Here is an 11632-nt window from a genome sequence, read left to right as displayed (position 1 = left end):
GTCGCGGAGAGCCCGCACCCCGCCGACAAACTCGAGGCGCTCGCCGCACTCGACGCCCTGGGCGCCGAGCCGCTGGCCCGGCTGATCCGCGCCGAGCTGCGCCGGCTGGGCGTAAGGCGCATCCCGCGCGGCCCCGTCGCAGCCACCCGCGGCAACCCCGCCGGCCTCACCGAGCGCCAGCTCCAGGTCGTGCGGCTGCTCGCGCGGGGCCTGACCAACGCCGAGATCGCCGACCGGCTCGTCGTGTCCGTGCGGACCGTCGACAACCATGTGCGCGCGGTCCTGGAGAAGCTGGACGCGCCCACCCGCCGCCATGTCGCGGACCGCGCGGCACGGCTCGGACTCCGCCTCGACGGCGAAACGTAGGTAGCCGCCGGGCCCGAGCTAGGTGACGGCCACGGATGCAGGTACCCGCGCAACACGAGTAGAACGTGCAGATCGGCCCGTCTCCTATCAAACGGGGGATATCGCATGTCCACTACACCCGCACAGGCCGCCCGCAGTGAACTCTCCGGACTCAACGGAGAGCTGATCGGACCCGAGGACGCCGGCTACGACCAGGCCCGCGCCGTCTACAACGCCATGATCGACCGGCGCCCCGCACTCGTCGCACGCTGCGGCGACGCCGATGCCGTCGCCCGCGTGATCGGCTTCGCCCGCGCCCATGACCTGCCGCTCGCCGTGCGCGGTGGCGGCCACCACGGTGCCGGGCTGGGCACCGTCGACGGGGGAGTGGTCGCCGACCTCTCCCCGCTCAAGGACATCCAGGTCGACGCCGCGGCCCGCACCGTCCGCGTCGGCGGCGGCTGTGTGTGGGGCGAGGTCGACCGCGCCACCAACCCGCACGGTCTCGCCACACCCAGCGGCATCGTCTCCACCACCGGCGTCGGCGGCATCGCGACCGGCGGCGGACTCGGCCACCTCACCCGCAAGTGCGGGCTGACCATCGACAACATGCTCGCCGCCGACGTCGTCCTCGCCGACGGCCGCCAGGTGCGCGCGAGCGCCGACGAGAACACCGACCTGTTCTGGGCGATCCGCGGCGGCGGCGGCAACTTCGGCGTCGCCACCGCCTTCGAGTTCCGGTTGCACGAGGTCGGCACGGTCGTCGCCGGACCCACCTTCTGGCCCGTCGAGATCAGCGCCGAAGTCCTCTCCGCCTACCGGGACTTCCTGCCGAACGCGCCTCGCGAGGTCAACGCCTTCTTCCTCTACGGCACGGTCCCGCCCGCCCCGCCGTTCCCCGAGGAGATCCAGCTGCGCAAGACGGCCGGGGTCGTCTGGTGCTACGCGGGCAGCGACCCCGAGGCGGCCGCCCGCGAGATGGCCCCGCTGCTCGACGCGCTGCCGGAGCCCATGCTGCACTTCACCGCCCCGATGCCGCACCCGGACCTGCAGTCCATGTTCGACGGGCTCTACCCGCCCGGCCACCAGTGGTACTGGCGCGCCGACTTCGTCAACGAGGTCCCCGACGAAGCCGTCGAGCTGCACGCCAAGTTCGGCGCCGAGGTGCCCACCGTCCAGTCGACGATGCACCTCTACCCGATCGACGGAGCCGCCCACGACGTCGGCCCCGAGGAGACCCCCTGGGGCTACCGCGGCGCCCGCTGGTCGACCGTGTACGCCGGCGTCGATCCGGACCCGGCCAACGCCGAGCTGATCAAGCGGTGGGCGGTCGACTACTCCGAGGCCCTGCACCCCTACTCGGCGGGCGGCGCCTACGTGAACATGATGATGGACGAGGGCCAGGAGCGCGTCCGCGCCAGCTACGGCTCCAACTACCAGCGGCTGGCCCGGATCAAGGCCGAACTGGACCCGGACAACGTGTTCCGGCTGAATCAGAACATCCGGCCCAGCTGACGGGCCGGGGCGCAGGCCACATCCGCCAAGTGGCCGGCCGAGCGGGCGCCTTGCTCACCAGTGCCTTCTTCACCGGCGCCTTGCTCACCAGGCGTCGATGAACGGGCGGTGCCCCGGGCGGGGGACGGGGCACCGCTCCAGCGCCGCCACCACCCAGTCCCGCGACCCGGCCGGGTCGATGACCGCGTCGATCTCGAGCGCGGCCGCCGCGTTGACCGCCTTCCCGCGTTCGTACAACTCGGCGACCCGCTCCTCGAAGACACGGTGACGCTCGGCCGGGTCCGCGATGGCCTCCAGCTCCTTGCGGTGGCCGAGCCGCACCGCGCCCTCCAGGCCCATCCCGCCGAACTCCCCGCTCGGCCAGGCGGCCGTGGCCAGCGGCGCCCGCGTCGAGCCGCCCATCATGGCCATCGCCCCCAGCCCGTACGCCTTGCGCAGCACCAGGCTCACCAGCGGCACCCGCAGATTGGCGCCGGTCACGAAGAGCCGGGCGAAGTGCCGTACGGTGGCGGTCCGTTCGGCCTCCGGGCCGACCATGAACCCAGGGGTGTCGCACAGCGAGACCACCGGCAGCCCGAAGGCGTCGCACAACTGCAGGAAGCGGGCCGCCTTGTCGGCCGCGTCCCGGTCGATCGCCCCGCCCAGATGCGCCGGGTTGCTGGCGAGCAGCCCCAGCGGCCGCCCCTCGACGCGCACCAGGCACGTCAGGACGCCGACACCGAACCCGGGCCGCAGCTCCAGCACCGAATCCGTGTCCGCGAACCCCGCGACGGCGCTCCGCATGTCGTACGCCCGCCGCCGGTTCTCCGGCACCACCTGCCGCAGCAGCCGCCGGTCCGGCGCCTCCCAACTCCCTTGCGGACCTTGGAAGTAGGACAGGTACCGCCGCGCGACGCGCACCGCCTCCGCCTCGTCGGCGACGGCGATGTCCACGACCCCGTTGGGCACCTGCACCGACAGCGGCCCGACCTCCTCGGGCCGGTACACGCCGAGCCCGCCGCCCTCGATCATCGCGGGGCCGCCCATCCCGATCGTCGCCTCCGGCGTGGCGATCACCACGTCGCAGCAGCCGAGCAGCGCCGCGTTGCCCGCGAAGCATCGCCCCGAGGCGATGCCGACCAGGGGCACGAGCCCGCTGAGCCGTGCCATCCGCTGGAAGGTGGTCACGTCCAGACCCGCCACGGACGTGGTGTCGGTGTCGCCGGGCCGCCCGCCGCCGCCCTCCGCGAACAGCACCACGGGCAGCCGCCGTTCCTCGGCGATCTCCAGCATCCGGTCCGTCTTGCGGTGGCTCTGCAGCCCCTGGGTGCCGGCCAGAACGGTGTAGTCGTACGACATCGCCACGCACGGCTCGCCGCCGACGCGCCCGGTGCCGCAGACCAGGCCGTCCGCCGGTGTCGAGCGGATCAGGTCGTCCAGCGAGCGGCGCCGGCGCTGGGCGGCGATCGCCAGGGCGCCGAACTCGGTGAAGGAATCCGCGTCGCACAGGTCCTCGATGTTCTCGCGGGCGGTACGCCGGCCGAGCGCGTGCCGCTTGGCGACCGCCTGCGGCCGGTGCTCGTCCAGCCCGAAGGAGTGCCGGCGCACCGCCTCGGCGAGGTCCGGGCGCACGACGTCCAGGTCGACCCGCTCGACCTCTGGCCCGTCATCGGGCGCACCGGTCACGCCGTCCAGGACGGCCAACGCCGTGGCCTCACCCACCGTTTGACCCACGCGCGCGTGCAGCAGCCGCACCACCCCGGAGCCGGGCGCCCGCACCACGTGCTCCATCTTCATGGCCTCCAGCACCAGCAACTGCTGCCCCGCGCGCACCGGTTGACCGGGGGAGACGTCCACGGAGACGACGGTGCCGCCGAGCGGCGCGAGGACCGTGCCATCCGCCCCCGCGGCCTCCCGTGCGGTGACCTGCTCGATCGCCTCCGCACGCGCCCAGAACTCCGGCCGCGCAAGAACCTCCCGCAGCAGGGGAATTCCCGTCCGCACCCCCTCCACGCCGAACTCGCCCAGCGCCCGCCGCACCCGCGCGACGGCCGCATCGACCCCGCCGTGCGGGACATGCGCGATCACCTTCGCCAGCAACGGGTCGTACCGCGACCCGACGTCACTCCCCGCCCGCACGGCCGTGTCGACGCGTACCCCGGGCCCGGTCGGCAGGTCGAAGCGCGTGATCCGCCCGGTCGACCCGGCGCTGACCCGCGCCTGCACGGCGAACCCGCGCGGCGGGGCGGGAGGTCCCGACAGCCCCAGCTCCTCCAGCGTGGCGCCCGCGGCAAGCCGCAGCTGCAGTGCGACCAGGTCCAGCCCCGTCACCTCCTCGGTGACCGTGTGCTCCACCTGGAGGCGGGGGTTGGCCTCGATGAAGTGGAACCGGTCGTCCAGGACCAGGAATTCGAAGGTGACCAGGCTCGAACAGCGAGCGGCCCGCGCCAGCCGCAGCGCGCTGTCGAGGATCTTCTCCCGTACGGCGTCCGGGAGTCCGGGCGCGGGCGCGATCTCGATCAGCTTCTGGTGGCGGAGCTGGGCGCTGCAGTCCCGGTCCCACAGATGTGTGACGGCTCCCATGGCGTCCCCGGCGACCTGCACCTCCACGTGCCGGGCCCCCTCCAGCAGCCGTTCGGCGTACAACTCGCTCCGGCCGAAGCCCTGTTCGGCCTCCGAGGCGCACCGCTCCCACGCCTCGTCCAGCTCCTCCGCCCGCCGCACGACCCGCATGCCGCGGCCGCCGCCCCCGCCGACGGCCTTGACCATCATCGGGCCCCCGGCGAGGAACGCCCGCGCCTCCTCCAGCCCGCCGTGTGCCCCCGGCAGCACGGGAACGCCCGTGGCCAGGGCGAGTTCACGCGCCCGCACCTTGTCCCCGAAGACGTCCAGCACCTCCGGCGCCGGCCCGACGAAGGTGACACCGGCGGCCAGGCACCGCCGCGCGAAGCCCGCGTCCTCGCTCAGGAAGCCGTAACCGGGGTGCAGGTAGGCGCAGCCGGTCGCGGAGGCGGCGGCGATCAGCGCGTCCACGTCGAGATAACTGCCCAGCGGTACGGCCTCGTCGGCCATCCGCACATGCGCGTCGTCGCCGTCGGCGTACACCGCGACCGAGCGCAGCCCCGCCTCCGACACGGCCCGCAGGAGCCGTACGGCGATCTCTCCGCGGTTGGCGACGAGTACGGCACTCATGCGGGCACCTCTCCAGGACGTCGGCGACCGGCCCCGCCACGCACGGTCGACCGGCCCCGTCATGCTCATTGACATTGACGTCAACGTCAATACGCTCCCGGTATGGCACGCACGCACAAGGCCTGGGCGGTCCGCACCGCCCGCGACCGCACCGAGGCCCCGGCCCGCGCCAGGCTCCTGGACGCGGCCGAGGCCGTGTTCGCGCGGCGCGGACTCGGCCCGGCCACCGTCGCCGACATCACCGCCCAGGCCGAGGTCTCCCGGGCGGGCTTCTACGTGTACTTCTCCTCCAAGGAGGAGATCTTCCGCGTCCTCGCGGGGCGCGTACGGGACGCCTTCCTCGCCGCTCAGGAGGTGCCGGGCGTCGACGGCGACGACACGCACGCCGTCGCCGAGGCGTCCGTCGGCGCCTTCATCGCCGCCTGCGCCCGCCACCAGCCCCTGCTCGTCCTGCTGGAACAGCAGGCCCGCACCGACCCGGACGTACGGCAGCTGTGGGAGGAGATCCGCGAACGGCCCGTCCGGCGCCACGCCCGCTACATCCGCCGCCTCGCCGACCGGGGCGAGGCGTCCCCGGTGGTGGAACCGCTCGCCGTGGCCCGCGCGGTGGGGGGCATGTGCGCCGAGTTCGCCCGCCGGGTCGCGGCGCGCCCCGAGACGTACGACGCGGCCGTACACGACGTGACCACGATGTATCTGCACCTGCTCGGAACCGGCGCGCCCCGGGCGGCGGGGGGTCAGGCGGGGTGGGCCGAGCGCAGGAGCCAGTCGTAGGCGGCGTGTGCCGTGAACTCGTCCTGGCCGGCGGACAACAGCAGGTCCGCGGTGGCGAAGCCGGGGGCGCCGGCCTGTTCGGCGACGTACGGGATCGCGATGCAGCGCATGCCGGCGGCGTGCGCGGCGACGGCCCCGGGCACGGCGTCCTCCAGCACCACGCAGTCGGCGGGCGGTACGCCGAGACGCCGGGCCGCCTCCAGGAAGACGTCCGGGGCGGGCTTGCCGCGCGGGACCTCCTCGGCCGAGACGGTGGTGCGTAGGAACGCGCCGAGGCCGGTGCCGGCCAGAATCGCCTCGATCGCCTCCGGCGACGAACCCGAGGCCACGGCCATCGGCACGCCGTCCGTGGCGAGCAGCTCCACGAACTTCCGCATCTGCGGGTACGCGCGCGTGGCCGTGCGGGCCAGCTCCAGATAGCGGCGGTCGATGTCGGCGAGCAGCTCCTCGGCCGAGGCGGCGAGGCCGTACTCCCGCTTCCACAGGACGGCCGTCTCCTGCGTGCTGACACCGACATACCGCTCGTGCTCGGCCCAGGTGAAGTCCGGGACGCCGTGCTCGGCGAGGGTCCGCCGGCCCGCCTCGTAGTAGTTCGGCTCGCTGTCCACGAGCGTTCCGTCGAGATCGAAGATGACCGCGGTGCCGCCGAGCTTGCTCATGGCCCCAGCATGGCAAAGGTCATGTGCGGGCCGCGCGGCCGATCGACTCGACCAGCGGGAGCAGCCGGTGCGGGACGCGCTCGCGCAGCGCCACCTCGGAGCGGGTGCGGACGACGCCGGGCAGGCTGATCAGCTTCTGGATCACGTCCTCCAGATGCTCGTTGTCGCGGGCCACCACCCGGGTCAGCAGATCGCCGCCACCCGTGATCGAGAAGGCCTCGACGATCTCCGGCACCGCGGCCAGCGCGTCTCCCACCTCGTCCAGATGCCCCTGCGTGACCTCGATGTGCACGAACGCGAGCACCGGATGCCCGAGCGCGGCCGGCGAGAGCGTCGGGCCCGTGCCGGTGATCACGCCGTCCCGTTCCAGCCGGTCGAGCCGGGCCTGGAGGGTGCCGCGGGCGACGCCCAGGATGCGGGCGTACTCGCGCACGCTGGTGCGCGGCTGCTCCACAAGCAGCCGCAGGATGCGGGTGTCGAGCTCGTCGACGGCCATGGCGCCTGCCTCCTCCCGTGCGACCCCGTCAGCGTGTGGTCCGATGGCACGCCCGTGGCCCCTGCCGGACCGACCTGACTGTGCCAATGGCCCAGCATATGCGAGCTCGCTTGAGCCATCAGCGGGCGAGATGCTGCAATGGGGGTGTCGATGGCGCTGCGGAACCCCGCGGCGCCTTTTTCATGCCGTGGTGCGAGGGGCGGGAAGCAGTTGCTGAAGAGGGTGTTCGTGGCTCCGGACCCGGGGCGGATACGGCTGCGCTTCGCCGGCCGTGCCGTGCTCGGCATCGGCCTCGCGGTCGTCGTCTGCGGCCTGGCCGGCCTCTCCCTCGTCGGCACCGTCATCGGCGGCCTGGCCGCGCTGCTCGCGTTGTTCACGGTCTCCGACGCCACGATCCGCGGGCAGGCCGTCACCACGGCGCTGCTGCCCGCCGTCGGCCTCCCTGTGCTCGCCGCCGCGGCGGTCCTGCACGACGTCCCGGTCGCCCGCGACCTCACCTTCCTCGCGATCACCGGGGCCGGCGTGTACGCGCGCCGCTGGGGCCCGCGCGGGCACAGCCTCGGCGTGTTCGCGTTCATGACCTTCTTCATGGCGCAGTTCCTGCACGCGACCACCGACCGGCTGCCCGAGCTGTACGCCGCCGTCGTGCTGTCGCTGCTCACCACCTCGGCCGTGCGCTTCGGCCTGTGGTGCTACGAGGCCCAGCTGCCGCCGGCGCCCGTGCCCGCACCGCCGGCCGGCACCGGCCTGGCCCGCGTCACCACGCGCCAGGCGTTCCAGGTCACCGCCGGCGCGGGCTTCGCCCTGGTCGTGGGCCAGCTGGTGTCCGGACAGCGCTGGTACTGGGCCGTCGGCGCCACCTGGTGGGTCTTCGTGAACACCGCCTCGCGCGGCGAGACCCTGGTCCGCGGCTTCCGCCGGGTCCTCGGCACGGTGATCGGCATCGGCCTGGGCGTGCTGATCGCCGTCCCCCTGCACGCGGCGGCGATCCCGTCGGCCGTCCTCCTCGCCGCCTGCGTCTTCGGCATCTTCTACTCCGCCGCCGTGTCCTACACCTGGATGATGCTCTGCGTCACACTGCTCGCCGAGCTCCTCTACGGCCTGCTGGGCGTGCTCACCCCGGGACTGCTGGCCCTGCGCGTGGCGGAGACGGGAGTCGGCGCGCTCGGGGCCGCGCTCGCGGTGCTCTTCGTCCTGCCCGTCACCACGCACGCCGTCACGCACGACTGGATCCAGCGGGCGCTGCGCTGCGTCCACGCGTGCACGGCGGAGGCGGCGGCGCGGCTGGCCGGCTCCGCGGACGCCGATCCCGCGCGCCGGATCGCCGAACTGGAGGTGCTGCTCGGGCGGGTACGGATGTCGGTCGCGCCCTTGGTCCACCCGCTCAACCCGATGCTCGGCCGCAAGCGGCGTGCCCGCCAGGTGCTGGCCCTGCTCGACGACTGCGCCCGCGAGACCCGTGGCCTGGTCGCCGTGGCCGCCGACCCGGAGGCCTCCCACGACGCCCGCCTTGCCGCGGCCTGCTGGCGCGTGGAGGCGGCGGTCGAGGCCCTGACCGGCGGCGACGACCACGTCACGGCCACCCCCCAGCCACCCGGGACGGAGCCGGCCCTGGCCCACCTCCACGGCCTGGAACGAGCCCTCGCAGAACTGGCAACCCCACTGCGCACACCGTCGGGCTCGCCACTCGTCGGAGCATGACACCGTCCGGCGGTTCGCGATCGGTCTACGGGGCCTGAGGTGACCTTTGTGCCGACTGGGCGGGGGCCTTGCCCCCCGCACGGCTCGCCGGCCGTCGGCGCGGGTTGCCGTCCGGCGGGTCGCGGGTATCCGTGGGGCCAGGGGCGGCCTGGTGGCGCGGGCGGAGGTCGCACTCCCGCGCGGCTCGCCGTCCGTGGGCGCGCGATGGGGTTCGGCGGGTTGCGGTCGGTCTGCGGGGGCTGAGGTCGCCTTTGTGCCGGCTGGGCGGGGGCCTTGCCCACCCCGCTCGGCTCGCCCGCCGTGGGCGCGAGATGCCGTCCGGCCGGGCGTCGACGGTCCGTAAGGCCGAGGCCGGCCCGATGGCGTGGGTGACAGTTGCGCGTCGGGCCTGCCCGCTGTGGGCGCGCAATGCCGTCGGGCGGATCGTGGATGGTCTGTGGATGCATGGCGGCCGCATGGCGCGGGTGGCAGTTGCGCACCCCGCTCGGCTCGCCGGTCGTCGGCGTGGGGTGCCGTCCGGCAGGTCGTGGCCGGTCTCCCGGGCCGGGGGCGCCCTCGCCGGCCGGGCGGCGCCCGTGCGCGCACCGATCGACGCGCCCCTCGTCGGCGTGCGACGTCCTCCGAGCGGGCCGCGGACGGTTCGTCTGGGCCGAGGTCATCCTGGCCGACTGTGCGGCGCCCCCGCCCACACCGTCCGACTCACCCCTCATCGGCGGGCGACGGCGTCCGCGGATCGCGCCCGGCCGGTCGCGCCAGCGGTGCTCCGAGGCCGGTCAATCCCGACGGTTGGTCTAGACCGCAGATGATCGACTGCTAACGTCGGCCCGAGGTACAGGAGCGAGAGGGGACCGTGGTGGTAGATGGCGGCGGGCGGCGGCAGCGGGCCTTCATCGGGTCGTTCACGGCGGCCGGTGGGCCGGGGATCGTGACGGCGGTCGTGGCCGCCGACAGCGGCGCGTTGTCCGCCCTGAGCCGGGTGGACTCCGTGGCGGACCCGTCCTACCTGGCATTGGCGCCCGACGGCCGGACCCTCTACGCGGTCAGCGAGACCGCCGAGGGCGCGGTGGCCGCGTTCCGGGTGACGGGGGAGCGGCCGGTCAAGGCCGGCACACCCGTGCCCGTCGGCGGCGACAGCCCCACCCACCTGAGCGTCCACGACGGCCACGTCCTGACCGCCAACTACGGCTCCGGCTCCGTCACCGCCGTACCCGTCCGCACCGACGGCACGCTCACGGGCGCCGCGTCCGACGTCCTGGCCCACAAGGGCTCGGGCCCGCACAGCCTGCGCCAGCAGGGGCCGCACGCCCACCAGGTGCAGCCGGACCCCAGCGGCCGCTGGATCGTCAGCGTCGACCTCGGCACGGACTCGGTCCGGGTCTGCACCCTGGCCGGAGGCCGCCTCGAGGTCCACCGCGAGATCCCCCTGCGCCCCGGTTCCGGACCACGCCACCTGGCCTTCCACCCGGACGCCACGCGCGCGTACGTGCTCGGCGAACTGACACCGACCGTCACCGTCTGCCGCTGGGACGCCGCCGCCGGCCTCCTGGAACCGCTCACCGTCGGCCACGTGCTGCCCGGCGCCCCGTCCGGCGACGCCTACCCCTCCGGCATCGCCGTCTCCCCCGACGGCCGCTTCGTGTGGACCGCCACCCGCGGTGAGGACGTCCTGTCCACCTTCGCCGTCGAGGGCGAGGAGCTGCGGCTGGTCGGCACGGTGCCCTGCGGCGGTCACTGGCCCCGCGCGATCGCCGAGTCCGGCGGATTCCTCTACGTCGCCAACGAGCGCTCCGGCGAGGTGGCCTGGTTCGCCGTCGACCCGGACACCGGCCTGCCGCGCTACGAGGGCGCGCTCGGCGTCCCCGCCGCATCCTGCGTGGTCTTCGGCTGAGCACCGGCGCCGACGACGGCCCAGACGCGGAAGGGCCCGCTCCCGGACGGGGAGCGGGCCCTTCTACGTGCGTTACGGTGCCGTCGGCCGCGTCAGCGGACCGGCGTGCCCTGCGGCTGCGGCGGAGCGATGCCCAGTGCCGAGGTGTACTTGGCCAGCGCGAGCTTGCCGATCGCCGGGTAGGGGCCGAGCGCCTCGGCGGCGGAGCAGCCCGCCTCCTTGGCCGCCTCGTCGATCAGGCCCGGCTCGATCTCCGGCCCTATCAGGTACGGAGCGAGCGCCAGCTGCTGCGAACCGGAGTTGCGCAGCTGCTCGGCGACGGCCGCGATCGAGCCGTCCTGGTCGAGCGCCGCCGCCATCACCGGCACCGCGAGGCGCGCGGCGAGCAGCATGCCGGTGATCCCGGCAGCCTGCACGGCCTCGTCACCGCCCACCGATGCCAGGATGATGCCGTCCGCCGCGGTGGCCACGGTGAACAGGCGGGCACGGTCGGCGCGGGCCAGACCGGCCTCCGACAGACGCACGTGCAGCGCCTCGGCGAGCAGCGGGTGCGGGCCCAGCACATCGGTCAGGTCGGCCGCGATACGGCTGTCCATCACGGCCTGGCGGATGCGGCGCAGCAGCGCGGAGTCCGGGCCGGCCAGCAGCGGCACGACGACGGCGACGGGGCCGTCGGGCTCCTTGACGTCCAGACCGGCGGCCTTGGCCTGCTCGTAGCGCGCCGTGCGCTCCTCGGCGGCGTGCGTGAGCACGGCCTGGAGCGTCGGGAACTCCGTGTCGTCCCCGTCCAGGTACGCGATCCGGGCGTCCAGGCCGGGCAGCTCGGAGCGCGCGATGCTCACGACCTCCTCGGCGAGGCTGCGCGTGGCGGCAGCGGGAGTGCCCGGCACCGCGAGAACGAGCGCAGGCGCGCCCTCGGGAGCCGCAAGCGGCTCGGGTCGGCGGTGCCGCCCGGGCTGGCGAGGTCGCGGCATTCGTACTGGCAGGCCGGACGCGGGTCCAGTGGCAGAGCTCATGGCGACGCATGTTACTGGCTTCTTGGGCTCCCCTGTTCGGGGAGGGTGCAGGTGAGCGGTATCCGTC

At 74.3% G+C, this 11632-nt stretch carries 9 protein-coding genes; 5 read left to right on the top strand and 4 right to left on the bottom strand.

What is annotated here, in order from left to right; translation table 11 throughout:
- A partial coding sequence (locus ACFU97_RS40915) for a response regulator transcription factor (RefSeq protein ID WP_384266949.1) occupies window positions 1-366 on the top strand: 366 nt, incomplete at its 5' end.
- A gap of 105 nt (window positions 367-471) precedes the next feature.
- Complete coding sequence (locus ACFU97_RS40910; protein WP_384266946.1) at window positions 472-1860, top strand: FAD-binding oxidoreductase; 1389 nt, start codon at window positions 472-474, stop codon at window positions 1858-1860.
- An 84-nt stretch (window positions 1861-1944) separates the two neighbouring features.
- Here ACFU97_RS40910 and ACFU97_RS40905 read toward each other — a convergent pair whose 3' ends face one another.
- Entirely contained in the window at window positions 1945-5031 is a 3087-nt protein-coding gene (locus ACFU97_RS40905; protein ID WP_384266944.1) for a carboxyl transferase domain-containing protein, read from the bottom strand.
- A gap of 102 nt (window positions 5032-5133) precedes the next feature.
- Between ACFU97_RS40905 and ACFU97_RS40900 the strand changes: the two genes are divergently transcribed.
- Window positions 5134-5805: a TetR/AcrR family transcriptional regulator gene (locus tag ACFU97_RS40900; protein WP_384266942.1), complete on the top strand. Its 672-nt coding sequence runs from the start codon at window positions 5134-5136 to the stop codon at window positions 5803-5805.
- Here ACFU97_RS40900 and ACFU97_RS40895 read toward each other — a convergent pair.
- Window positions 5769-6464: an HAD family hydrolase gene (locus ACFU97_RS40895; protein WP_384266940.1), complete on the bottom strand. Its 696-nt coding sequence runs from the start codon at window positions 6462-6464 to the stop codon at window positions 5769-5771. The genes ACFU97_RS40900 and ACFU97_RS40895 overlap by 37 nt on opposite strands.
- A gap of 19 nt (window positions 6465-6483) precedes the next feature.
- On the bottom strand, window positions 6484-6960 hold the full coding sequence (locus ACFU97_RS40890; RefSeq protein ID WP_384266937.1) for an Lrp/AsnC family transcriptional regulator: 477 nt from the start codon (window positions 6958-6960) through the stop codon (window positions 6484-6486).
- Window positions 6961-7170: 210 nt separating this feature from the next.
- On the opposite strand from ACFU97_RS40890, the gene ACFU97_RS40885 reads away from it, so the two are divergent.
- Both ACFU97_RS40885 and ACFU97_RS40880 read left to right on the top strand, forming a co-directional pair.
- Window positions 7171-8661, top strand: coding sequence for an FUSC family protein (locus ACFU97_RS40885; RefSeq protein ID WP_384266934.1), 1491 nt, complete (start codon window positions 7171-7173; stop codon window positions 8659-8661).
- 853 nt (window positions 8662-9514) lie between these two features.
- Complete coding sequence (locus ACFU97_RS40880) at window positions 9515-10549, top strand: lactonase family protein (protein WP_384266969.1); 1035 nt, start codon at window positions 9515-9517, stop codon at window positions 10547-10549.
- A gap of 92 nt (window positions 10550-10641) precedes the next feature.
- On the opposite strand, the gene ACFU97_RS40875 is transcribed toward ACFU97_RS40880, so the two are convergent.
- Complete coding sequence (locus tag ACFU97_RS40875; RefSeq protein ID WP_384266932.1) at window positions 10642-11565, bottom strand: sirohydrochlorin chelatase; 924 nt, start codon at window positions 11563-11565, stop codon at window positions 10642-10644.
- Window positions 11566-11632: the final 67 nt, after the last annotated feature.

Origin of the sequence: Streptomyces sp. NPDC057616, from assembly GCF_042800575.1 — a bacterium.
Classification (GTDB): domain Bacteria; phylum Actinomycetota; class Actinomycetes; order Streptomycetales; family Streptomycetaceae; genus Streptomyces.
Note: the sequence above shows the minus strand (reverse complement) of the source record. Positions and strands in the feature narration are given on the sequence as shown.

What these genes read in the sequence shown, in the direction of transcription:
- ACFU97_RS40910 (WP_384266946.1), top strand. Translation starts at nt 472, where the DNA reads ATGTCCACTACACCCGCACAGGCCGCCCGCAGTGAACTCTCCGGACTC.
- ACFU97_RS40895 (WP_384266940.1), bottom strand. Translation starts at nt 6,464, where the DNA reads ATGAGCAAGCTCGGCGGCACCGCGGTCATCTTCGATCTCGACGGAACG.
- ACFU97_RS40890 (WP_384266937.1), bottom strand. Translation starts at nt 6,960, where the DNA reads ATGGCCGTCGACGAGCTCGACACCCGCATCCTGCGGCTGCTTGTGGAG.
- ACFU97_RS40875 (WP_384266932.1), bottom strand. Translation starts at nt 11,565, where the DNA reads ATGAGCTCTGCCACTGGACCCGCGTCCGGCCTGCCAGTACGAATGCCG.
- ACFU97_RS40905 (WP_384266944.1), bottom strand. Translation starts at nt 5,031, where the DNA reads ATGAGTGCCGTACTCGTCGCCAACCGCGGAGAGATCGCCGTACGGCTC.
- ACFU97_RS40900 (WP_384266942.1), top strand. Translation starts at nt 5,134, where the DNA reads ATGGCACGCACGCACAAGGCCTGGGCGGTCCGCACCGCCCGCGACCGC.